This window comes from Mesorhizobium sp. LNHC229A00 (assembly GCF_000502415.1).
In the GTDB taxonomy this organism is placed as follows: domain Bacteria; phylum Pseudomonadota; class Alphaproteobacteria; order Rhizobiales; family Rhizobiaceae; genus Mesorhizobium.
In genome coordinates this window covers 221,105-245,076 of record NZ_AYWQ01000006.1, presented here as the reverse complement: position 1 = coordinate 245,076, position 23,972 = coordinate 221,105, and the positions used below count along the sequence as shown (strand labels likewise).

Below are 23,972 nucleotides of genomic sequence, written 5' to 3'. Positions count from 1 at the left end.
TCGAGCGATGGTAGGGGCTGTTTCGAATGGGAGGAGAGTTTCGATGCCGCTCGCGATGAACCGTGAGGTCTTCATTACCTGTGCCGTGACCGGGTCCGGTGGCTCGCAGGATCGCTCACCGCACGTACCGCGCTCGCCCAAGCAGATCGCCGATTCGGCCATCGACGCGGCCAAGGCCGGCGCTGCCATCGTCCACTGCCATGTGCGCGACCCCGAAACCGGCAAGCCCAGGCGCGACGTGCATCTTTACCGCGAAGTGACCGAGCGCATCCGCGCGGCGGACGTGGACGTCATCCTGAACCTCACCGCCGGCATGGGCGGCGACATGGTGTTCGGCTCGCCCGAGGCGCCGCTGCCGCTCAACGAAAAAGGGACCGACATGGGCGGCGCCACCAACCGCATGGAACATGTGCGCCAATGCCTGCCCGAAATCTGCACGCTCGACTGCGGCACCATGAATTTCGCCGAGGCCGACTATGTCATGACCAACACGCCCGGCATGCTGCGCGCCATGGGCGGCATGATGACGGCGCTCGGCGTCAAGCCCGAGATCGAGGCCTTCGACACCGGACATCTCTGGTTCGCCAAGCAACTGGTCGAGGAAAAGGTGCTCGATCCGGACGCGCTGGTACAGCTCTGCATGGGCGTGCCGTGGGGGGCGCCGGATGATCTCAACACCTTCATGGCGATGGTCAACAACGTGCCGTCGACCTGGAACTGGTCGGCTTTCGCCATCGGCCGCAACCAGATGGCCTACGCTGCCGCCGCCGTGCTCGCCGGCGGCAATGTCCGCGTCGGCCTCGAGGACAATCTGTGGCTCGACAAGGGGGTGCTGGCGACCAATGCGCAATTGGTCGAGCGTGCCGCCTCGATCGTCACCAATCTCGGCGCCCGGATCCTGGGGCCGGAAGAAGTGCGCAAGAAGCTCAATCTGACCAAGCGAGCGCCGATCGCGGCGTGAGCATGATCCCGAAAAGTGGGAACCGGTTTTCGGATAATATCATGCTCAAACAACAAGAAGACTAATTCGCAGGAGGGTCGATATGGCTACCGTAAAATTCACCGCCATGAAGGATGGCGACAGGCAAGACTACGAGTTCCTGACCGCCCACGAGATCGACTACGCGGCCAGGACCGGCGAGCGGCTGCTCGACGCGCTGGTGCAGCTCGACGAAGGCCTGTCGGGCTACAAGATCACCCGGCTCGGCCATTCGCTGCAGGCGGCGACGCGGGCCTGGCGTGACGGCGCCGACATCGACTGGATCGCCTGCGCCGTGCTGCACGATATCGGCGACATCTACGCGCCCTACAATCATGACGAATATGCCGCTTCGATCCTGAAACCTTTCGTGCGCGAGCAATGCACCTGGGTGGTGGAGAAGCATGGCGACTTCCAGCGCCTCTATTACGCCCACCATCTCGGCGGCAATCGCCATGCGCGCGACCGCTTCGCCGGCCATGCCTATTTCGACGAGTGCGACCAATTCTGCGAACGCTGGGACCAGTCGAGCTTCGACCCTGACTATGAGACGCTGCCGATCGACTTCTTCCGGCCGTTCGTGCTCGAAGTCTTCGCCCGCAAAGCCTACGACCCATCGGTCATCCGCGCCGGCGAGCGCGTGCCTCTCACCGATCCCGAAACCGCCAGGACAAGAACCGGAGCCTCTCAATGAGCATCATCAACAAGGCGGCCGCCATTGGCGGCGGGGTCATCGGCGCCGGCTGGGTGGCGCGGCTGTTGCTTAACGGCATTGACGTGTCGATCTTCGATCCTGATCCCGAAGCTTCGCGCAAGGTCTCGGAAGTGATGAAGGGCGCGCGCCGCGCCTACAAGCAGATGATGCCGGGCGGCCTGCCGAAAGAGGGCAAGCTGATCTTCGCCAAGACGATCGCCGAAGCGGTGGCGGATGCCGACTTCATCCAGGAAAGCGTACCGGAACGGCTCGACCTCAAGCATAAGGTGCTGGCCGAGATCGACACCCACGCGCCGGCAAACGCCATCGTCGGTTCGTCGACCTCGGGGATCAAGCCGACCGACATGCAGGTGGCGATGAAGAAGCACCCGGAACGGCTGGTCGTCGGCCATCCGTTCAATCCGGTCTATCTGCTGCCGCTGGTCGAGATCGTCGGCGGCGACCAGACCTTCCCCGAAGCCATCGAAGTCGCCAAGGAGATTTATTCCTCTATCGGCATGAAGCCGGTCGTCATCCGCAAGGAGATCGAGGCTTTCGTCGGCGACCGCCTGCTCGAAGCGGCCTGGCGCGAGGCGCTGTGGCTGATCAAGGACGGCATCTGCACGGTCGAGGAACTCGACGACATCATGCGCTACGGCTTCGGCCTGCGCTGGGCGCAGATGGGCATGTTCCAGGTCTATCGTGTTGCCGGCGGCGAGGCCGGCATGCGCCACTTCATGGCGCAGTTCGGACCGTGCCTGAAATGGCCGTGGACCAAGCTGATGGACGTGCCCGAGTTCAACGACGAACTGGTCGACCTGATCGCCACCCAGTCGGACGACCAGGCGCACGGCCTTTCGATCCGCGAACTGGAAAAAATCCGCGACGACAATCTGGTCGCGATCATGGATGCGCTGTCGAAGCAAAACAAGGGCAAGGGCTGGGGCGCCGGCGCGCTGCACAAGGATTATACGAGGCAACTGGCCAAGTTGGCGGCGAAGAAGCCAGTGGCCTCAAAGGCAGCGGAAAGGGCCAGGACCGCCAAGCCGGTCAAGAAAGCCGAAAAGCCGAAGAAAAAGAAGAAGGGCTGAGACCATGGATTTCGGTCTTTCGGAAGAGCAGAAACTCATTGTCGAGACGACGCGCGCCTTCGTCGAGAATGAGCTTTATCCGCATGAACGCGAGGTCGAGCGCACCGGCGTGCTGCGCCGCGAACTGATCGAGGAGATCAAGGCCAAGGCGATCGAGGCCGGCCTCTACGCCGCCAACATGCCTGCCGATGTCGGCGGCGCGGGGCTCGATACCGTGACCTGGCTGCTCTACGAAAAGGAACTCGGCCGCGCCAATTACGCGCTGCACTGGACCTGCGTGGCGCGCCCTTCCAACATCCTGCTCGCCGGCACGCCGGAGCAGCGCGAAAAGTATCTTTTCCCCTGCATCCGCGGCGAGAAATGGGACTGCCTGGCGATGACCGAGCCGGGCGCCGGCTCCGACCTGCGCGGCATGAAGGCGACCGCCGTGCAGGACGGCGACGACTGGGTGCTGAACGGCACCAAGCATTTTATCTCCCACGCCGATCTCGCCGATTTCGCCATCGTCTTCATGGCCTCGGGCGAAGAGGATTCACCGCGCGGAAAACGCAAGAAGATCACCGCCTTCTTCGTCGACAAGGGCACCAAGGGATTCACGGTGCGCGACGGCTATCGCAATGTCTCGCATCGCGGCTACACCAACGCCATTCTCGAATTCGACGACTGCCGGTTGCCGGCATCCCAGGTTCTGGGCGAGGTGCACAAGGGGTTCGACGTCGCAAATTCCTGGCTCGGCGCCACGCGCCTGCAGGTCGGCGCCACCTGCCTAGGCCGTGCCGAGCGGGCGCTTGGCCATGCGGTCGAATATGCCGCGCAGCGCCAACAGTTCGGCCAGCAGATCGGCAAGTTCCAGGGCGTGTCGTTCAAGCTCGCCGACATGGCGACGGAACTCAAGGCCGCCGACCTGATGGTGTTCGAAGCCGGGTGGAAGTACGATCAGGGCACCGTCACCGACCAGGACATGGCCATGGCCAAGCTGAAGGCCACCGAAATGCTCGCCTTCGTTGCCGACGAGGCCATCCAAATCCATGGCGGCATGGGGCTGATGGATGACCTGCCGCTGGAGCGCATCTGGCGCGACGCCCGCGTCGAGCGCATATGGGAGGGCACGTCGGAGATTCAGCGACATATTATTTCGCGGGCGCTGCTGCGTCCTTTCGGAGCTTAAAGCATGATCCGCGAAAGCCGGAGTCCGGTTTTGTCGGGCAAACGAGATCGTTTGTCCTGAGATCATGCTCAAACGAAAAGATGACCATGCATAAACTTGAACGCCTCCTGCGCCCCAAATCGATCGCCGTGTTCGGCGGCGTGCAGGCCGCCGCGGTCGTCGCGCAATCGATCAAGATGGGTTTTGCCGGCGAGATCTGGCCGGTGCACCCGACCAAGGACGAGGTTGCCGGACGCAAGGCCTACCGCTCGGTCGCCGATCTGCCCGGCGCGCCGGACGCGGCCTTTGTCGGCGTCAACCGGCACCTGACAATCGAGGTGATCAAGGCGCTGGCTGAGCGCGGGGCCGGCGGCGCCGTCTGCTTTGCCGCCGGATTCCTCGAAACCGAGGCCTATGACGAAGATGGCGAAAGGCTGCAGGCCGAGCTGGTGGCCGCCGCCGGCCAGATGCCGATCATCGGACCGAACTGCTACGGCCTGATCAACTATGCCGATGGCGCGCTTTTGTGGCCAGACCAGCATGGCGGCATCAGGCTGGAGGAGGGCGGCAAGGGCGTCGCCATCATCACCCAGTCGTCCAACATCGCCATCAACATGACGATGCAGAAGCGCGGCCTGCCGATCGCCTTCCTGATGACCGCCGGCAACCAGGCGCAGACCGGCCTGTCCGAAATGGCGCTTGGCCTGATCGAGGACGAGCGGGTCACCGCGCTTGGCCTGCACATCGAGGCCTTCGATTCGGTAGCCGGCTTCGAGCGGTTGGCCGCCAGGGCGCGTGAGCTGAAAAAACCGATCATTGCCATGAAGGTGGGCCGCTCCGAACAGGCGCGGCAGGCGACCGTCTCGCACACCGCTTCGCTTGCCGGGTCCGATGCGGCCTCGGGCGCCTTCCTGAGGCGCCTTGGCATCGCTCGCGTCGATTCCATCCCCTCCTTCATCGAGGCGCTGAAGCTGCTTCACATCACCGGCCCATTGCCCGGCTACAAGCTCTCGTCGATGAGCTGTTCGGGCGGCGAGGCATCGGTCATGGCCGACAGCGCCGAAGGCCGGTGGGTCAACTTCCCGGTCCTGAACGACACCCATCGCGCCCATGTCAAATCGACGCTCGGGCCGCTGGTCGCGGTGGCCAATCCCCTGGACTATCACACCTTCATCTGGAACAACGAGCCGGCGATGACCGCTACCTTCACCGCCATGGTGTCGGGCGGCTTCGACCTCAACATGCTGGTGCTCGACTTCCCGCGTCCCGATCGCTGCTCGGTGACCGACTGGTGGGCGACGCTGCGCGCTTTCGAATCGGCGCTGAAGACCAACAAGGCGCACGGCGCCATCGTCTCGTCGCTGCCGGAGAACCTGCCGGAGGAATACACCGCCGAGCTGATGGCGCGCGGCATGGTGCCGCTGTTCGGCATTTCCGAGGCGATGGATGCGGCCCAGGCCGCGGCCTTCATCGGCTGGGCCTGGCGCGAACCGCAGGCGCAGCCGGTGGATACCTCCGCCTCCGGTGCTGCCGGCGGTAACCATTCCACGCCCGACGAGGCGCAAGCCAAGGCGCGGCTGATCAAGGCCGGGCTTCCGGTGCCGAAAGGCGAACGCGCCGGCAATGCGGTCGAAGCGGTGATCTCGTCCATGGCGCTCGGCTTCCCCGTCGCCCTGAAGGCCCTTGGCGTCACCCACAAGTCCGAGGTCGGCGCCGTCAGCCTGAATCTCAAGGACGCCGAATCGGTCAGCACCGCGGCGCATGATCTGTTGCCGCTCGGCACCGGGCTATATGTCGAGCGCATGGTGCGCGACGGCGTCGCCGAACTGATCGTCGGCTTCACCCGCGACCCGATGTTCGGTGCCGTGATGACGCTGGGCACTGGCGGCGTGCTGGTCGAATTGCTGCGCGACAGCGTCACGCTGATGCTGCCGGCAACGCGCGACGACATCGAGGCCGCACTGCGCGGCCTGAAACTGTTCCCGCTGCTCGAAGGCTATCGCGGCCGGCCGAAGGCCGATCTCGCGGCCGCCATCGACGCCATCGCGGGCATTGCCAGCTTCGTGCAGGAGAATGCCGGCGAGATCGAGGAACTCGACATCAATCCGCTGATCGTCTGCTCCGAGGGCAAGGGCGCCTGGATCGCCGATGCGCTGCTGGTGCTGGGAGAAAACAAGAATGTCTGACGTCATTTCGACCCGCCGCGAAGGCTCGATCCTCGAGGTCACGCTCGACCGCCCCAAGGCCAATGCCATCGACCTGAAAACCTCGCGGCTGATGGGCGAAACCTTCAAGGCGTTCCGCGACGATCCCGACCTCCGCGTCGCCATCGTCAAGACCGCCGGCGACAAGTTCTTCTGCGCCGGCTGGGACCTGAAGGCGGCCGCGAGCGGCGACGCGGTCGACGGCGATTACGGCGTCGGCGGCTTTGCCGGCCTGCAGGAATTGCGCGACCTGAACAAGCCGGTCATCGCCTGCGTCAACGGCATGGCGGTGGGCGGCGGCTTCGAGCTGGCGCTGTCCTGCGACCTCATCTATGCCTCCGACCATTCTTCCTTCGCGCTGCCTGAAATCCGCGCCGGCACGCTGGCCGACGCGGCGACGATCAAGCTGCCTAAGCGCATCCCCTATCACGTCGCGATGGACCTTTTGCTCACCGGCCGCTGGATGGATGTCGCCGAGGCGCATCGCTGGGGCCTGGTCAACGAGGTTTTGCCCAAGGAAAAGCTCGAGGACCGCGTCTGGGAGATCGCCCGGCTGCTCGCCAGCGGCCCGCCACTGGTGTTCGCAGCGATCAAGGAGACCGCGCGGGTGGCGGAATCGTTGACCTTCCAGGAGGCGATGAACAAGGTGACGCGCCGGCAGCTGCCGACGGTCGATGCGCTCTATGGGTCGGAGGACGGCATGGAGGGTTTCCGCGCCTTCGCCGAAAAGCGCGAACCGGTGTGGAAGGGGAAGTGACGCTGCGGAGATGATGGCGCCATCACCTAAAGCTGGTCTCCCTTCATGACCGACTACCTCAAACTGATCGACGCCGAGACCTGGGCCTTCATCGAGCGGACGAATTCCTATTATCCGCCCGACACGATCGATCACACGATCGCGCAGCAGCGCGAGATCTACGATCGCATGTGCCGCGAGTTCTTTGCCGGCTATCCGCAAGGCGTGACGGCGGAGACGACCACCATCACCACACCTGTCAACAACATACCGACCCGCATCTACCGCAACGCAAAGCCGGACCATACAGCCATGGTGCTCTACCTCCATGGCGGGGGCTTCATCCTTGGCGGGCTGGACAGCCATGACGACGTCTGCGCCGAGCTTTGCGGCCGCACCGGTTATGAGGTGGTCTCGGTCGACTACCGGCTGGCGCCGGAGCATCCGCATCCGGCCGCTTTCGACGATGCGATGAGCGCCTTCGAATGGGCCGCCGGGACCTACGACCGCCCGGTCTTGCTGTGCGGTGACAGCGCCGGCGGCAATCTTTGCGCCGCCGTTGCGCACGCGACCCGTGGCCATTCGAAAAAGCCGGTCGGCCAGGTGCTGATCTATCCCGGTCTCGGCGGCGATCGCGCGCTCGGCTCCTACGTGACGCATGCCGAGGCGCCCATGCTGACGGTGCGCGACCTTGAATTCTACAAACACGTCCGTACCGGCGGTGTGGACCAGACCGGTGACATCACGCTGTATCCGCTGGCCGATGCCGATTTCGCCAATTTGCCGCCGACCGTGCTGATTACCGCCCAGTGCGACCCGCTGTCATCCGATGGCGAGGTTTATCGCGACCGCATCGTCGCGGCAGGCGGGCGCGCCACCTGGTTCGAGGAACCCGGCCTCGTGCACGGCTATCTCAGGGCTCGGCATACCGTTGGCCGCGCCCGCGCGAGCTTCACCCGGATCGTCGACGCGGTGGCCACGCTCGGAAAGGGCGGCTGAACCAGGTAGGAAGAATGGCTGGTCCGCTCAGGACGCCTTGGCCAGGAAGCTCTGATAATCCGATTTCGCCTGCAGCAGGCGCAGCACGTTCTCGCGCGAACCGCGCACATGCGCGCGGGCCAGGGCGCCGGCGCGGATGATATCATTTGCGCAGATCGCCTCGACGATCTCGGCGTGTTCGTCGCGGGCGATCTTCCATTCATCGAGCCACAAGAGTTCGGTCCAGACATAATGCTGGCACTTGTCGAGGATGCCGCACAGCATGCCATGCAGCATGACATTGCCGCTGATTTCGGCAATGACGCGGTGGAGATCGATGCCGACCTCCAGTTCCTGGAATTTTTCGCGCGTCGTGCGATCGGGAATGGCGGCCAGCCGCTCGCACTCGGCCAGCATGGCGCGCAGCCGCGCCTTGTCCTTCTCGGTCGCGGCGGCCGCCGCCAATTCCGTCGCATGGCCGTCGAGCAGTTCGCGGATGGCGAAGGCCTCGCGGAACATGTTGATGTCGAACTCGGTGACGGCATAGCCCTGGCGCGGCCGGCCGGTGACCAGCCCGTCGCGCTCCAGGCGGTTGAAGGCTTCGCGCACGGGGGTGCGGCTGACATTGAGTTTTGCCGCGATGTCGCTTTCAGTGACGCGTGAGCCCGGCGGAATCTGGCCGGTCACGATCATCGCCTTGAGCGCGGAATAGACCGAGTCGCGCAGCGTGTTTTTTGGTTCCTTGGCCAAGTTCCGTTTCCAGTTCCCCGGCCGCTTCAGCCGGACATCGCCTCGTTTGTAGTCGCAGTCGGCGTAATTTGCCACGGCCCGCGGCGCCGTCCCCACCGTCCAGCCGATCGCGCCCGTCGCGGTTGACAACACCGATCTCTCGGCTACATTCTAAATTGTATACAAAATCGCATGCCAAATCAAAAACAAATGGGAACACCGGTCGGAGAACTGAAATGAACAGGACCACCAGCTTTAGAACTTTAGCGATAGCCGGGCTCATTGCCTCCGTGGCAGTGCCGGCCGTCGCCGCCGACACGATCACCGTCGCCTCATGGGGCGGCACCTATCAGGAGGCGCAGACCAAGGCCTTCTTCAAGCCGACCGCAGATGCGCTCGGCATCACCATCAAGGAAGACACGACCAACGGCCTCGATGACGTGCGGCTGCAGGTGACCGGCAATGCGGTGAAATGGGACATCACCGAACTCGGCGCCGACGAATGCGCGCGCGGCTCGAAGGAAGGGCTGTTCGAAAAGCTGGATTACGGCATCATCGACAAGAGCGGCATCAACCCGAAGCTGGTGCATGACGACTGGGTCGGCATCTCCTACACTTCCGTCGTGCTGATCTACCGGACCGACGTCTTCGGGGACAAGGGCCCGAAGACATGGGCCGACTTCTGGAACGTGGAAAAGTTTCCGGGACGGCGCGCACTGAGCAGCAGCCAGGCGACGGAGACGCTGAGCGTCGCAGCGCTCGCCTCCGGCCTGCCGATCGACAAAGTTTATCCCGTCGACATCGACGGCGCGCTGAAATCGGTCGACAAGATCCGTGGCCATGTCGATGCCTGGTGGACCTCCGGCGCCCAGGCCATGCAACTGGTGAAGGATGGCGAAGTCGACATGGCGAGCATCTGGAACGGCCGCGCCGGGACTTTGAAGAAGGAAGGCGCGCCGGTCAGCTTCTCCTTCGACCAGGGCGTGCTCACCGCCGATTGCATGGTCATCCCCAAGGGCGCCAAGAACAAGGACGCGGCGATGAAGGCGCTGGCCATGTTCGTCAGCCCGCAACTGCAGGCCAATCTGCCGCTCTATGTCGATAATGGACCGGTGAACGAGAAGGCCTTCGAGACCGGCAAGATCCCGCCGGAGCGGATCAAGGACATCAACTCGGCGCCCGAAAACGTCAAGAAGCAGGTGTTGCAGGATGCCGAGTTCTGGCGCGACAACCTCGTCGAGGCGACGGAAAAGTTCAACAATCTGATCCAGCAATAGGCTGGAACCTTACCTTGCGGGACGGCACCAGCGCCGCCCCGCTCCTTCAGTCTCTGCCTCGGAGATAACGATCTTGTCCATTGCACCATCCGCGCTGCCGATCGGCATGCGGGCGATCGAGAAACGATTTGGCAGCGTGCCGGTGCTGCGTGGCCTGAACCTCGATGTCGAGGCGGGCGAGTTCCTGACGCTGCTTGGGCCTTCGGGCTCGGGGAAGACGACGCTGCTGATGATCCTGGCCGGTTTCGTGCGAGCCAATGGCGGATCGATCAAGGTCGGCGGCGACGAGATCATCACCACGCCGCCGCACAGGCGCAATATCGGCATGGTGTTCCAGAACTATGCGCTGTTTCCGCATATGAACGTCTTCCACAACATCGCCTTTCCGCTGAAGCAGCGCGGCGTTGGTGCGACAGAGACGGCGCAGCGGGTGGAGAACGCGCTGGAGTTGGTGAAGCTGCAGGGCCTGGGCGAGCGCCGGGTGGACCAGCTTTCCGGCGGCCAGCGCCAGCGCGTGGCCCTGGCGCGCGCCATCGTCTTCGAGCCGCGCATCGTCTTGATGGATGAACCCTTGTCGGCGCTCGACAAGGGTTTGCGCGAGCATATGCAGATCGAATTGCGTGCGCTTCATCGCCGTCTCGGCATGACCACGGTTTATGTCACGCATGACCAGCGCGAAGCCATCACCATGTCGGACCGTATCGCGGTGATGAACGGCGGCCGCATCGAACAGCTCGACAGGCCCGAAACGATTTATGCCGCGCCGAAGACAAAATTCGTAGCCGGCTTCATCGGCGAATCGAACTTCATCCCGGTCGAAAGCCGCGATGGCTCGGTCTGGTATGAGGACAGGCTGATCCAGACCGGCGCACCGACGCCGCCGGCCGGTCCGCATCTGATGGTGGTCCGACCCGAGAAGCTGCGGCTGGTCACGGCATCCGACCCGTCGACGGGCGTCAATGTGCTCGATGCGACGGTCAGCGACATCATTTACCAGGGCGACAGTTTCGTCTGCTATGCCAGCCTGCGCGACGGCCGCCAGGTGACGCTGCGCGACTATTGCCGCAGCGACGTGCTGGCAAGGCTGCCGGCGCCCGGCCAGCCGATCACGCTCGGCCTCGATGCCAAGGATACGATCCTGGTGGCGGCCGAGGGATGAGCGCGCAGTCCGCCATCGTGACGGAGACCGTCAGGCCGGCGGGGCAGGACCTGAACACGCAGGCCCTGCGCGCCGATGCGCGGCGCGAGTCATTGCGGCTGCTGGCGCTGCTGGCGCCGAGCCTGTTCCTCGTCTGCGCCATCATCATCGTGCCGATCGGCTGGCTGTTCTGGCTGTCGCTGTTCGACGAGACCGGCGCCTTGAGCGCCGCCAACTATGCGCGCTTCTTCGAGCAGGCCTCCTACATCAGGACCTTCATCACCACCTTCGAGGTCGCCTTCATCGTCACCGGCGCCTGCGTGCTGCTCGGCTATCCCCTGGCCTACATGCTGTCGCAGCTGCCGCGCCGGGCCGCGTCGATCTGCCTGATCTTCGTCATCCTGCCGTTCTGGACATCGGTGCTCGTGCGCACCTATGCCTGGCTGGTGATCCTGCAGCGCAAGGGCCTGATCAACAGCTGGCTGATCGATCTCGGCGTGATCAGCCAGCCGCTGTCGCTGGCCAACAATTTCTCGGGCGTCGTCATCGGCATGACGCATATATTGCTGCCGTTCCTGGTTTTGCCGCTCTATGCCTCGATCAAGACGATCGACACCGACTGCCTGCGCGCCGGCATGAACCTCGGCGCCGGCCCGGCCGCGACCTTTCGGCAAATCTTCTTTCCGCTGTCGGTGCCCGGCCTCGCCTCCGGCGTGGTCATCGTCTTCGTGCTGTGCCTCGGTTTCTTCGTGACGCCGGCGCTGATGGGTGGCGGCAAGGTGGTGATGTGGGCGATGCGTATGGAACAGACCACCAGCCTCTATTCCAACTGGGGCGCCGGTGCGGCACTCGGCGTGGTGCTGCTGACGGTCACGCTGGCGCTTCTCGGCCTGTTCCAGTGGCTGCTCGGCGCGCACGCCACCGGCGTATGGAGTTCGCGATGAGTGACAGCGTCGGACTGCCGATCTCGCACCGGCAACGGCTGTGGCTCTACGCCTTCGGCGGCCTCGTGCTGCTGTTCCTGATCGCGCCGTCGGTCATCATCCTCATCATGTCGTTCTCGGATTCGACGCTGCTGCAGTTCCCGCCGCGGCAATGGTCGCTGCGCTGGTATGAAAGCTATTTCCAGTCGCTGGAATGGCGCGACGCCACCATCGTGTCGGTGAAGGTCGCTGTCATGACCGCGCTGGTGGCGACACCGCTCGGCACTGCCGCCGCCTATGCGGTCAACCGGGGCACGCTGCGCTTCAACGGCACCATCAACGCGCTGCTCACCGCGTCGCTGATCATCCCCGTGATCCTGGTCGGCATCGGCACCTTCTTCCTCTATGCGCGCATCGGCCTCAACAACACGCTGACCGGCCTGGTCATCGCGCATACGGTGCAGGCGCTGCCGCTGGTGGTGCTGACGGTGCTGTCGGGCCTGCGCTCCTACGACATGAACCAGGAGCGGGTGGCGCGCAGCTTGGGTGCCGGACGCGTCGCTGCCTTCTGGCAGGTGACGATGCCGCAGATCCGCTTCTCGATCGTCTCGGGCGCGCTGTTTGCCTTCATCACCTCCTTCGACGAAGTTGTCGTCTCGCTGTTCATCTCGGGCGGGGAGACCACGACGCTGACGCGCCGCATGTTCAACGCGCTGCGCGACCAGATCGACCCGACCATCGCCGCCATCTCGACCTGCCTGATCGTGCTGTCTGTCCTGCTGCTGTCGCTGGCGCAGATCTTTGGCCGCCGGCATTGATTTCATCGGACTCATCGCTTCAAGTGACCCATTCTTTCAAGTGCCCTAGGATATCCAGAACAGATGCGTGATTTCCAGTTTCCCGGCCGCTCGCCGGTTCGTGCCACGGAAGCGATTGCCGCGACATCGCATCCGCTCTCGACGCTTGCGGCCATCGAGATGCTGCGCGCCGGCGGCAATGCCATGGATGGCGCCATCTGCGCCGCCGCCGTGCAGGGCGTGGTCGAGCCGCAATCGACGGGGATCGGAGGCGATTGCTTTGTCCTCTACTGCCCCAAGGGACAAAGCCAAGTGCTGGCTTTCAACGGCTCGGGGCGGGCGCCGGCGGCCGCGACCGTCGACTGGTATCGCGACAAGGGGTTTAACGAGCTACCGAAGCAGGGACCGCATGCGGTGACCGTGCCGGGCGCCATCGACGCCTGGTGCCGGCTGCTGGAGGACCATGGCAGCAAGACCCTGGCCGAGGTGCTGGCACCGGCGATCCACTATGCCGAGAACGGCTATGTCGTGCACGACCGCGTCGCCTTCGACTGGGCCGAACCCGAAACCGATCTTTCCGCCGACGAGCATGCCGCGCGCATCTTCCTGCCCGGTGGCGTGGCACCAAAGGCCGGCGACGTGCACAAGCAGCCGGAACTGGCCGCGACCTTGCGGGTGATCGCCAAACAGGGCCGCGCCGGGTTCTACGAAGGCGCGGTCGCCGTCGACATGGTGCGCCGGCTCAAGGAGCTGGGCGGGCTGCACACGGCGGAAGATTTCGCCGCGACAAGGGGCGACTATGTGGCGCCGGTGAGCGTCAGCTATGGCGGCCACGAGATCCACCAGATGCCGCCGAACAACCAAGGGCTGACGGCGCTCTTGATGCTGAACGTGCTGTCGGGCTTCAAGCTCGGCGGGCTCGACCCCAACGGCGCCGAGCGCCTGCACCTGGAAATCGAGGCCGGGCGGCTGGCCTATCGCGACCGCGACCGTTTCGTTGGCGACCAGGACCATGTCCCGGTGCCAGTGAGGGCGCTTCTATCGGCCGCCTATGCCGACCGGCTGCGCGCCGAGATCGACCGCGAGCGCGCCATGACCCATTTGCCCGACGTGCAGCTGCCGGGCAGCGACACGGTCTATATCTCGATCGTCGACCGCGACCGCAACGCGGTCTCCTTCATCAACTCGACCTATTATTCCTTCGGCAGCGGCGTGGTTGGCCCAAAGACCGGCGTGATGCTGCAGAACCGCGGCTCGAGCTTCCGCCTTGACGCAGGTCATCCCAATGCCATCGCGCCCGGCAAGCGGCCGATGCACACGATCATGCCGGGCATGGCGACCAAAAGCGGCCGCGTGGTGATGCCGTTCGGCGTCATGGGCGGCGGCTACCAGCCCTTCGGTCATGTCCATCTTCTGACCAACATGATCGATTTCGGCATGGACCCGCAGCAAGCGCTCGATGCGCCGCGCGTGTTCTACAATGACGGCCTAGTGGAAGCCGAGCGCAACGTGCCCACCGAGGCGATCGAAGGCCTGCGGCGGCGCGGCCACGCGATCACCGAGCCGCACCATCCGCTCGGCGGCGGCCAGGCGGTGCTGATCGACTGGGAAAAGGGAACGCTGACGGGGGCATCCGATCCGCGCAAGGACGGGATGGCGCTGGGCTATTGAGGTGATTGGCAAGGCAACTACCGGGCGTTGGCGCTGCCCCTCACCCGCCTGCCGGCGTCCTTTCCCCGTATAATGACGGGGAGAGAGGTGATGTCATCGACGGTTTCGCCAATCGCCTACGCTGAACAAGCACCGAGGCCGAAACTGCTACTTTTTCCCCGTCACTATAGGGGGAGAAATGCCCGGCAGGGCAATGAGGGGCGGCGCTGACGTCCGATGGACTTTCGCAAGCCATAGTCTTGAAACATAGCTGGTGACCATGACCCAAACCCACACAGACCTTTCCCGCCGCCTCGTCGCCGGCGTGGACGACGCGCCAGCGATCCTGGCCCCCGACAGGCCCGCGCTGACCCATGGCGGACTGCGCGCGCTGATCGCCGCCACGGCCAAACAGCTCCACACCCTCGGCATCGGCCGAGGCGACCGGGTGGCGATCGTGCTGCCCAACGGGCCGGAGATGGCGACGGCCTTCATCGCTGTCGCCGCCACAGCCCCGACGGCGCCGCTCAACCCCGCCTACCGGGCGGACGAGCTCGACTTTTATCTCACCGACATCGGCCCCAAGGCGATCCTGGTCGCCGAGAACGAGACCGGCCCTGCCGTGACTGTGGCCGAGCGCCTCGGCATCGGCGTGCTGCGGCTCATCGTGCCGCCGGATGCGCCGGCCGGCGGCTTCACCATCGACGGCGCGGCGGTCGGACCGCAGGCGGCGCCCGCCATGGCCGGGGACGATGACATCGCGCTTCTGCTGCACACCTCCGGCACCACGTCGCGGCCCAAGCTGGTGCCACTCAGCCATGCCAATGTCGCGGCCTCCGCCCGTCATATCGGCGCGACGCTCGGCCTGACGGCCGGTGACCGCTGCCTCAACATCATGCCGCTGTTCCACATCCATGGGCTGATCGCGGCGGTGCTGTCGTCACTGGCATCCGGCGGCAGCATCTATTGCACGCCAGGCTTCAACGCGCTGCGCTTCTTCCAGTGGCTGAGTGACGCCAGGCCGAGCTGGTACACGGCGGTGCCGACCATGCACCAGGCGATCCTGGCGCGCGCGGCGCGCAATGCCGAAGCGCTGTCGGCGGCACGCCTGCGCTTCATCCGCTCGTCCTCGGCGTCGCTGCCGGCGCAGGTGATGGCCGAGCTCGAGGCGACCTTCGGCTGCCCGGTGATCGAATCCTATGGGATGACCGAGGCCGCGCACCAGATGGCGTCCAACCGGCTGCCGCCGGGCCTGCGCAAGCCGGGCAGCGTGGGTGCGGCCGGCGGACCCGAGGTTGCGGTCATGGCGCCGGACGGGCGGCTGATGCGGGCCGGCGAGACGGGCGAGATCGTCATTCGCGGCCCCAATGTCACCTCAGGCTACGAGAAGAACCCGGACGCCAACGCCACGGCCTTCGCGCATGGCTGGTTCCACACCGGCGACCAGGGCGTGCTCGACGATGACGGCTATCTCAGGGTCACCGGCCGGCTGAAGGAGATCATCAATCGCGGCGGCGAGAAGATCTCGCCGCTCGAGGTCGACGAGGTGCTGATGGACCATCCGGCGGTGGCGCAGGTCGTCACCTTCGCGATGCCGCATGACAAGCTCGGCGAGGAGGTGGCGGCGGCGGTCGTGCTGCGCGAAGGCATGAGCGCCAGCGAGGGCGATATCCGCGCCCACGCCGCGATGCGGCTCGCCGACTTCAAGGTGCCGCGCAAGGTGCTGATCCTGGAGGAGATTCCCAAGGGGGCGACCGGAAAGCTGCAGCGCATCGGGCTCGCCGCCAAGCTCGGGCTCCGATCATGAAGATCACCATCTTCGGCGCGGGCGCCATCGGCGGCTATCTCGCGGCCAAGCTGGCCATCCCCGGCCGCACCGAGCTGTCGATCGTGGCCCGCGGCGCGCATCTCGAAGCGATCAAGGCCACTGGCCTGCGCCTGATCGAGGACGGACAGGAAACGACCGCCCCGGTCAGGGCCGCCGCCAAGGCCGAAGACCTTGGCGAACAGGACTATGTCGTATTGGCGCTGAAGGCGCATTCCGTTGCGCCCGCGCTCGACCAGATCGCCCCGCTGCTTGGGGACCACACATCGGTCGTCACCATGCAGAACGGCGTTCCCTGGTGGTATTTCTATAAAACCAGCGGCGCGCTCGAAGGCACGAGGCTACATCAGGTCGATCCCGGCGGCACGATCTGGGACCGGCTCGGCCCGCGGCGCGTCATCGGTTCGGTGGTTTACCCCGCCGTCGAGGTCGATGCGCCCGGCTTGATCCGCCATGTCGAGGGCCGGCGCTTCTCGCTCGGCGAACCCTCGGGCGAAAAGAGCGAAAGGGCGACGCTCCTGGCCGGGGAGATGGTCAAGGCCGGCCTGCAGGCGCCGGTGCGCGACGACATACGCGCAGAAATCTGGATAAAACTGTGGGGCAATCTCTCCTTGAACCCGATCTCTGCGCTGACCGGCTCGACGCTGGCCGCGATCGTCGCCGACGAAGGCACCCGCACGCTCGCCCGCGCCATGATGCTGGAAGCGCAAGCGATCGGCGAAAGCCTCGGCGTGCGCTTCCCCATAGACGTCGACCGCCGCATCAAGGGCGCCGGCGACGTCGGCGACCACAAGACCTCGATGCTCCAGGACCTGGAACGCGGCCGCCCGATGGAAATCGACGCGCTGGTCGGCGCGGTGCAGGAGCTTGGGCGACTGGTGGGGAAGCCGACGCCGGCGATCGATGGTGTGCTGGCGCTGGTGCGGCGGCTGGCGGTGGAGCGCGGGTGTTATGGGTGAGGTGGACTGAGCTTTGGTGCTTATGGGCCGGCAGCACGGGAGTAAGATATTCCAAGCTCGATCGCGGATTGATCGGCCTAAACGATGGTCTGGAAATCCTGATTTCGCGGCTGGTCAATGATCCTGAGAGCGTAAGGGCATTCGTCAACAAGTCAGGCCGTGCGCTTCCACCCCGTCGACCGCTTGAGCGCCCTCATCCTCATTTCCTACAATGGCACCGTGAGCACTGCTTTAAGCAGTGACATGTTTCCGCGCTGCGGCGGCCGCCCCTCACCCCTTTCCCGCCCGCCCCAGCACCCGCGCGTAAACCTCGCCGACAATCCCACGCCGGAAGACCAGCACGCACACCATGAATATCAGGCCGGTGGCAATGGTCACGGGGAAACCTGATGTAGCCAGCGTGTTTTCCAGGCCGACGACGAGGCTGGCGCCGATGATGGGGCCGACCATGGTGCCGATGCCGCCGAGCAGCGTCATCAGGATGACCTCGCCCGACATCTGCCAGGTGACATCGGTGAGCGTGGCGAACTGGAAGACGATCGCCTTCAGCGAGCCGGCGAGCCCGGCCAGCGCCGCCGACATGACGAAGGCGGCGAGCTTGTAGCCGGCTACGGAATAGCCGAGCGAAATGGCGCGGTTCTCGTTTTCGCGGATCGAGCGCAGGATCATGCCGAAGGGCGAGTTGACGATGCGCCAGATGGCGAAGATGCCGAGCAGGACCACGACGAGCACGACATAATAGATGTTCATCGGGGCGTTGAGATCGAGGACACCGAACAGGACGCCGCGCGGCACGCCCTGGATGCCGTCCTCGCCTTGCGTGAACGGCGCCTGCACGCAAAAGAAGAAGAACATCTGCGACAGCGCCAGCGTGATCATGGCGAAATAGATGCCTTGCCGGCGAATGGCGAAGAAGCCCATGACGAGGCCGAGCAGTGCGGCGCCAGCCATGCCGAGCAGGATGCCGGCTTCCGGCGGCCAGCCCCAGACCTTGACGGCGTGCGCGGTGAAATAGGCGGCTCCGCCGAAGAAGGTGGCGTGGCCGAAGGACAAGAGCCCGGTATAGCCGAGCAGGAGATTGAAGGCGCAGGCAAACAGCGCGAAGCACAACATCTTCATCAGGAAGATCGGATAGACGAAGAACGGCGCCGCCAGCAGTGCCGCCATGCCGAGCCCGACCAGCACCCATTCGAGCCTTGGCGAGGGGTTGGCCGATGCCTCGCGCAGCGAAAGCCCGGCCATGTCGGATGTCTCTTCCGTCATCTCAGGCGTCCTTTCCGAACAGGCCGGCCGGCCGGACCAAAAGCACGATCGCCATGATGACGAAGACCACCAGGTTGGAGGCCTCCGGGTAAAAAACCTTGGTCAGGCCTTCTGCGAGGCCAAGCATGTAGCCTGTGACGATGGCGCCGAGGATCGAGCCCATGCCGCCGACCACCACGACGGCGAAGACGACGATGATGAGATCCGATCCCATCAGCGGGCTGACCTGGTAGATCGGTGCGGCCATTATCCCGGCGAGCCCGGCAAGGGCCGAGCCGAGCCCGTAGGTGAGGGTCAAGAGCAACGGCACGTTGACGCCGAAGGCCTGGACGAGGCGAGGATTTTCGGTTGCCGCGCGCAGATAGGAACCGAGCCTGGTCTTCTCGATCAACGCCCAGGTGCCAAAGCAGACGATGAGCGAGGCGACCACGACCCAGCCGCGATAAATGGGCAGGAACATGAAGCCGAGATTGGTGCCGCCGGCCAGCAGCGGCGGCACGGCGTAGGGGTTTCCCGACACGCCGTAATAGTAGCGGAAGATGCCCTCGAGCACGAGCGCGAGGCCGAAAGTGAAAAGCAAGCCGTAGAGCGGATCGGTGTCGTAGAGCCGCGACAACGCCAGGCGCTCGACCACGACGCCGAAGATGCCGACGATCAGCGGCGCCAAGACCAGCGCCGGCCAATAGCCGATGCCGAGATGGGTGAGCAGGAGATAGCCGATGAAGGCGCCCAGCATATATTGGGCCCCATGGGCGAAATTGATGACGCGCAGCAGGCCGAAAATCACGGCCAGGCCAAGGCTCAGCATGGCGTAGAAGGAGCCGTTGATCAGCCCGACCAGCAATTGGCCGAGCAATGCCTGGACGGGGATGCCGAAGATCATCGTCATGGCGCCATCATACACCCAGAATTTCGTGGAGCAGCGTCATGCGGTCCGCCAGTTCGCCAGTGGGAAACCCGGCCACGACCTTGCCGTGCTCCATTAGGTAGAAGCGGTCGGCGACACGGCTGGCGAAGCGGAAATTCTGTTCGACCAGCAGGATGGTCATGCCGCGCTGCTTCAGCGTCGCCAGCAGCTCGCCGATGCGCTGGACGATGACGGGAGCGAGGCCCTCGGTCGGTTCGTCCAAGAGCAGCATCTTGACCCCGGTCCGCAGCATGCGCGCGATCGCCAGCATCTGCTGTTCGCCGCCCGACAGCCTTGTGCCGGGGCTGTTGCGCCGCTCCTCCAGATTGGGGAACAGATCGAAGATTTCCTCGACGCTCATGCCGCCCGAGGCGACGACCGGCGGCAGTACCAGGTTCTCGTCGACGGTCAGCGTCGAGAAGATGCCGCGTTCTTCCGGTACGAAGCCGATGCCCTGGTGCGCGGTGCGGTGCAGCGGCAGCCGCATCAGGTCGGCGCCGTTGAACACGACCTTGCCGGTGCGCCGGCGGATCAGGCCCATGATGGCGCGCAGCGTCGTCGTCTTGCCGACGCCGTTGCGGCCGAGCAATGTGACCGTCTCGCCGGCAAACACTTCGAGATCGACGCCGTGCAGCGCATGGCCCTCGCCGTACCAGGCATTGAGGCCGCGGACCGCGAGCAGGGGGGAAGCCCTAGTCATCGGCGGTACCCATATAGGCCACCTTGACGCGCTCGTCGCGGCTGACGGTGGCGTAGTCGCCGGCCGCGAGCACCTCGCCACGCTGCATCACCGTTATCCAGTCGCAGAGATCGGCGACCACGGTCAGATTGTGCTCGACCATCAGAACCGCGCGGTCACTCGCCACCGAGCGGATGAGGGCGGAAACCGTGGCCACGTCCTCATGGCCCATGCCCGCCATCGGCTCGTCGAGCAGCAGCACCTTGGGACCCAGCGCCAGCGTCGTGGCGATCTCGAGCACGCGTTTCCTGCCATAGGAAAGATCGCCGGCCAGCCTGTTCGTCGCATCGTCGAGGCCGACGGACCGCAGCAGTTCCATGGCACGCGGCGTCAACCGGTCGAGGGCCGCCAGCGAGCGCCAGAACTGGATGCCGAGCCCGGCCGGCCGCTGCAGCGCGACCCGCACATTGTCGAGCACGCTGAGATGCGGAAAGATCGCCGATATCTGGAACGAGCGCACCAGCCCCATCCGCGCCACTTTGGCCGGCGAGGCGCGGGTGATGTCGTGGCCGAGCAGCTCGATCCTGCCGCTGGTCGGCGCCAGGAATTTTGTCAGCAGGTTGAAAACGGTCGTCTTGCCGGCGCCGTTGGGTCCGATCAGCGCATGGATGTTGCCGTGGCGGACATCGAGGTCGACATTCTTGACGGCGACGAAGCCGGCAAAGTCACGCCGCAGGCCGCGGGCGGAAAGCACCACCCGCGGCTCCTGGTCCGTCAGGTCGGGCGGCACCGTGGCCGCGCCCGTCACTGGGCGGCCGTCGCGCAGCCGCTGTCCTTCTCGCTCAGGAACGCCTCCTTGCCGGGAATAGTGGCGAGGTATTTGTAATAGTCCCAATCCTTGCTGCTCTCGCTGGGCGTCTTGACCTGGTAGAGATACATGTCGTGGACCATGTTGCCGTCGGCCTGGACCTTGCCGCCGGTGATGACGGCGTCGTCCACCGGCAGCGAATGGAGTTGCTTGGCGACGGCTTCGGTCTCGTCGGTGCCGGCCTTGTCGATCGCCTTCAAATACTGCGTCACCGCCGAATAGGTCGCGGCCTGGATCATGTTCGGCATGCGGTTGGTGCGCTTGAAAAAGCGCTGCCCGAATTCGCGGCTCTTGTCGTCGCGGTCCCAGTAATAGCCCTCGGTCAGCACGACGCCCTGCGCCGCCTGCAGGCCGAGCCCATGCACCTCGGCCAGCGTGAACAGGAGCGCGGCCAGGCGCTGGCCGCCTTGCACGATGCCGAATTCGGCTGCCTGCTTGATGGAATTGGAGGTATCGAGGCCGGCATTGGCCAGACCGATGACCTTGGCGCCCGACGATTGCGCCTGCAGCAGGAAGGACGAATAGTCGGTCGCGCCGAGGGGATAACGCACTTCGCCCAGCACCTTGCCGCCATGGCTCTCGACGAACTTGGCGGTCTGCTCCTTCAGCGAATAGCCGAACGCATAGTCGACGGTCACGAAGAACCAGCTGTCGCCGCCCTGCTGCACCAGCGAGCCGCCGGTTCCCACCGCCTGCGAATGGGTGTCGTAGGCCCAGTGGAAGCCGTAGGGCGAGCATTGCTTGCCGGTGAGGTCGGTGGTCGCCGCACCGGTGACGATGTCGATCTTCTTCTTTTCCTTGGAGATCCCCTGCACGGCGAGCGCGACCGAAGAGGTCGTCAGCTCCATGATGGCATCGACCTGTTCGGTGTCATACCACTGGCGTGCGATGTTGGAGGCGATATCGGGCTTGTTCTGATGGTCGGCGCTGATGATCTCAACCGGCGCTCCCTGCACCTTGCCGCCGAAATCCTCGACCGCCATCTTGGCCGCCTCGACCGACCACTTGCCGCCGAAATCGGCATAGACGCCGGATTGGTCGTTGAGGATGCCGATCTTGACCTTGCCATCGGAAATCTCGGCGGCCGAGGCCGGGATCGTGGTGGCCGCGAGAAGCGCGGCGGAAACGACATGGCGAAGCTTCATGAGTTTACTTCCTCCCAATGTGGATGAATCCGCCCGCCCCCTACGATGGTCATCCGCAAGCACTATGGAAGATTAGGAAAATGACGTGGAACGGCAAGGGGCGGCCACGGATTTCATGACGCCGAGACCGACCCATGGCGTGCGACACTACTATGTGAAGCTCGACCTGCCGCACGCCGGGTTTGTTTGCGCCCGGACGGCTTCAGACCTCGGCGGCGACGAGATGGCCGTTGCCGACATCGCTGAGTGCCAGTTTCAGCGGCGCCTCGCCGAGCCGGCGCGTGGCGCTGGGGATTTCCTGGTCGAGGCGGGCGAAACGGCTTCGGCGCCGCGCCGGATCCGGCACCGGCACGGCTTCGATCAGGCGCCTGGTGTAGGGATGGCGGGGGTTGGAAAAAACCTGGTCGCGTGTGCCCATCTCGACGATCTGGCCGAGATACATGACGGCGACACGGTCGGAGATATTCTCGACCACGGCCATGTCGTGCGAGATGAAGAGATAGGCGACGCCGAATTCGCGCTGCAATTCCTTGAGGAGGTCGAGCACGCGCGCCTGCACCGAGACGTCCAGGGCGGAGACGCTTTCGTCGGCGATGATCAGTTTTGGCCTGAGCGCCAGCGCACGCGCGATGCAGACCCGCTGGCGCTGGCCGCCGGAGAATTCGTGCGGATAGAGCTCCATCTGGTCCGATGACAGGCCGACGCGGTCGAACAGCGCGGCGACGCGCTCGCGGCGCTCTTCCTTCGAGGCGATGCCGTGGATGAGCAGCGGCTCGGCGACGAGGTCGCCGACGCGCATGCGCGGGTCGAGCGAGGCGTAGGGGTCCTGGAAGATCATCTGCACGTCGCGGCGCACCGCCTTGCGCTCGTCGCGGCCGAGGCCGGACAAATTGCGGCCGCCAACGACGATGTCGCCGCTATACGGCACCAGNGGAGTTCAGACGTGTGCTCTTCCGATCTGATGGAAAAGCTGACGCCCTCGACGGCGTGAACGCGGCGGGTGACCCGGCCGAAGACGCCGCCGCGCAGGTCGAAGCGGACGTGCAGATCGGTGACCTCGGCGACCTTGGCCGGCCTCGGCGGCTCAGCATCCCTGGATTCCTGGCGGCCGGCGCCGCTGCCTATGCGCGGCACGGCGGCGAGCAGCTCGCGCGTGTAATGGGCTTGCGGGCGGGCGAAAATGTCCGACGTCTTGCCTTCCTCGACCATGCGTCCATGCCGCATGATGATGACGCGATCGGCCATTTCGGCGACAACGCCCATGTCGTGGGTAATCAGGATGACGCTGGTGCCGTGCTTCTGCTGCAAGTCGCGCAGCAGCTCCAGCACCTCGCCCTGCACGGTGACGTCGAGCGCCGTCGTCGGCTCGTCGGCGATCAGCACGTCGGGTTCGAGCGCCAGAGCCATGGCGATCATCACCCGCTGGCGCATGCCGCCGGAGAGCTCGTGGGGAAATTGCCTTAGCCGGCTTTCGGCCTCCGAAATGCGCACCGCCTTCAACGCCTCGATGGCACGCTGGCGGGCTTCGTCGCGCGACAGGCTGGTATGCGCCTCGATGGATTCCGTGAGCTGGCGACCGATCGACAGCACCGGGTTGAGCGAGGTCATCGGTTCCTGGAAGATCATGGCGATGCGGTCGCCGCGAATCCGCCGCATCCGGCGATCGTCGAGGGCGGTCAGCTCGGTGGCGCCAAGGTGGATTTTGCCGGCGGAGATACGCGCGGCGGGCTGCGGCAGGAGCTGCATGATGGCCAGCGCGGTCATGGATTTGCCGGAGCCGGATTCGCCCGCGATGCAGAGCGTCTCGCCACGCTTGAGCGTCAGCGACAGGTCGGAGACAACCTCGCGGGCGCCCTCTTCGCCGCGTACCGAGACGCGGAGGTTGGCGATGGTGAGGATTGGTTCGGGAGTTGAGGTCATTGCAGATGGAGAGTTCCGAGAGGTCTTTTCCGGCACGCACCCCTCTGTCCTGCCGGGTCCGGC

At 65.0% G+C, this 23,972-nt stretch carries 20 protein-coding genes and 1 pseudogene; 15 read left to right on the top strand and 6 right to left on the bottom strand.

Annotated elements, in window-relative coordinates:
* Positions 1-43 precede the first annotated feature (43 nt).
* The 7 genes from X742_RS156215 to X742_RS156245 all read left to right on the top strand — a co-directional run bounded on the left by X742_RS156215 (position 44) and on the right by X742_RS156245 (position 7,850).
* On the top strand, positions 44-961 hold the full coding sequence (locus X742_RS156215; protein WP_023772124.1) for a 3-keto-5-aminohexanoate cleavage protein: 918 nt from the start codon (positions 44-46) through the stop codon (positions 959-961).
* Between the two features lie 82 nt (positions 962-1,043).
* Positions 1,044-1,673, top strand: coding sequence for an HD domain-containing protein (locus tag X742_RS156220; protein WP_023772123.1), 630 nt, complete (start codon positions 1,044-1,046; stop codon positions 1,671-1,673).
* A complete protein-coding gene (locus X742_RS156225) occupies positions 1,670-2,764 on the top strand; it encodes a carnitine 3-dehydrogenase (RefSeq protein ID WP_023772122.1) in 1,095 nt (364 codons plus the stop codon). Before X742_RS156220 ends, X742_RS156225 begins: the two co-directional genes overlap by 4 nt.
* A gap of 4 nt (positions 2,765-2,768) precedes the next feature.
* Complete coding sequence (locus X742_RS156230) at positions 2,769-3,932, top strand: acyl-CoA dehydrogenase (protein WP_023772121.1); 1,164 nt, start codon at positions 2,769-2,771, stop codon at positions 3,930-3,932.
* Between the two features lie 86 nt (positions 3,933-4,018).
* Positions 4,019-6,097, top strand: coding sequence for an acetate--CoA ligase family protein (locus X742_RS156235; protein WP_031247919.1), 2,079 nt, complete (start codon positions 4,019-4,021; stop codon positions 6,095-6,097).
* On the top strand, positions 6,090-6,872 hold the full coding sequence (locus X742_RS156240; RefSeq protein WP_023772119.1) for a carnitinyl-CoA dehydratase: 783 nt from the start codon (positions 6,090-6,092) through the stop codon (positions 6,870-6,872). The genes X742_RS156235 and X742_RS156240 overlap by 8 nt, the downstream gene beginning before the upstream one ends.
* A 45-nt stretch (positions 6,873-6,917) precedes the next feature.
* The gene (locus tag X742_RS156245) at positions 6,918-7,850 is read left to right on the top strand and encodes an alpha/beta hydrolase (protein WP_023772118.1); all 933 of its coding nucleotides are present in this window, start codon (positions 6,918-6,920) and stop codon (positions 7,848-7,850) included.
* 27 nt (positions 7,851-7,877) lie between these two features.
* Here X742_RS156245 and X742_RS156250 read toward each other — a convergent pair whose 3' ends face one another.
* Positions 7,878-8,579, bottom strand: a complete 702-nt coding sequence (locus X742_RS156250) for a GntR family transcriptional regulator (protein ID WP_031240303.1) — start codon at positions 8,577-8,579, stop codon at positions 7,878-7,880.
* A 215-nt stretch (positions 8,580-8,794) separates the two neighbouring features.
* Here X742_RS156250 and X742_RS156255 point away from each other — a divergent pair, with 215 nt between their 5' ends.
* The 8 genes and pseudogenes from X742_RS156255 to X742_RS1000000175675 all read left to right on the top strand — a co-directional run.
* Positions 8,795-9,835, top strand: a complete 1,041-nt coding sequence (locus tag X742_RS156255) for an ABC transporter substrate-binding protein (protein WP_023772116.1) — start codon at positions 8,795-8,797, stop codon at positions 9,833-9,835.
* A gap of 73 nt (positions 9,836-9,908) precedes the next feature.
* Positions 9,909-10,994, top strand: coding sequence for an ABC transporter ATP-binding protein (locus X742_RS156260; protein WP_023772115.1), 1,086 nt, complete (start codon positions 9,909-9,911; stop codon positions 10,992-10,994).
* On the top strand, positions 10,991-11,917 hold the full coding sequence (locus tag X742_RS156265; RefSeq protein WP_023772114.1) for an ABC transporter permease: 927 nt from the start codon (positions 10,991-10,993) through the stop codon (positions 11,915-11,917). Before X742_RS156260 ends, X742_RS156265 begins: the two co-directional genes overlap by 4 nt.
* Positions 11,914-12,714 (top strand): ABC transporter permease, encoded by an 801-nt coding sequence (locus X742_RS156270; protein WP_023772113.1) that lies wholly within the window; start codon positions 11,914-11,916, stop codon positions 12,712-12,714. Before X742_RS156265 ends, X742_RS156270 begins: the two co-directional genes overlap by 4 nt.
* A 63-nt stretch (positions 12,715-12,777) precedes the next feature.
* A complete protein-coding gene (gene ggt / locus X742_RS156275) occupies positions 12,778-14,364 on the top strand; it encodes a gamma-glutamyltransferase (protein WP_023772112.1) in 1,587 nt (528 codons plus the stop codon).
* Between the two features lie 259 nt (positions 14,365-14,623).
* Positions 14,624-16,150, top strand: a complete 1,527-nt coding sequence (locus X742_RS156280) for an acyl--CoA ligase (protein WP_023772111.1) — start codon at positions 14,624-14,626, stop codon at positions 16,148-16,150.
* Complete coding sequence (locus tag X742_RS156285) at positions 16,147-17,127, top strand: 2-dehydropantoate 2-reductase (protein WP_023772110.1); 981 nt, start codon at positions 16,147-16,149, stop codon at positions 17,125-17,127. The genes X742_RS156280 and X742_RS156285 overlap by 4 nt, the downstream gene beginning before the upstream one ends.
* Before the next feature lie 59 nt (positions 17,128-17,186).
* A pseudogene (locus X742_RS1000000175675) lies at positions 17,187-17,369 on the top strand (restriction endonuclease); the annotation flags it as partial.
* A gap of 28 nt (positions 17,370-17,397) precedes the next feature.
* Here X742_RS1000000175675 and X742_RS156290 read toward each other — a convergent pair.
* The 5 genes from X742_RS156290 to X742_RS156310 are packed head-to-tail and all read right to left on the bottom strand — an operon-like array spanning position 17,398 to position 21,989.
* Positions 17,398-18,390 carry a branched-chain amino acid ABC transporter permease gene (locus X742_RS156290; RefSeq protein ID WP_031247918.1) on the bottom strand — a complete coding sequence of 331 codons (993 nt, stop codon included), beginning with the start codon at positions 18,388-18,390 and terminating at the stop codon, positions 17,398-17,400.
* Position 18,391: 1 nt separating this feature from the next.
* Positions 18,392-19,279 (bottom strand): branched-chain amino acid ABC transporter permease, encoded by an 888-nt coding sequence (locus tag X742_RS156295; RefSeq protein ID WP_023772108.1) that lies wholly within the window; start codon positions 19,277-19,279, stop codon positions 18,392-18,394.
* Positions 19,280-19,286: 7 nt separating this feature from the next.
* Positions 19,287-19,997 (bottom strand): ABC transporter ATP-binding protein, encoded by a 711-nt coding sequence (locus tag X742_RS156300; RefSeq protein WP_023772107.1) that lies wholly within the window; start codon positions 19,995-19,997, stop codon positions 19,287-19,289.
* Positions 19,990-20,784: an ABC transporter ATP-binding protein gene (locus X742_RS156305; protein ID WP_023772106.1), complete on the bottom strand. Its 795-nt coding sequence runs from the start codon at positions 20,782-20,784 to the stop codon at positions 19,990-19,992. Before X742_RS156305 ends, X742_RS156300 begins: the two co-directional genes overlap by 8 nt.
* On the bottom strand, positions 20,781-21,989 hold the full coding sequence (locus X742_RS156310; RefSeq protein ID WP_023772105.1) for an ABC transporter substrate-binding protein: 1,209 nt from the start codon (positions 21,987-21,989) through the stop codon (positions 20,781-20,783). Before X742_RS156310 ends, X742_RS156305 begins: the two co-directional genes overlap by 4 nt.
* Positions 21,990-23,972 lie beyond the last annotated feature (1,983 nt).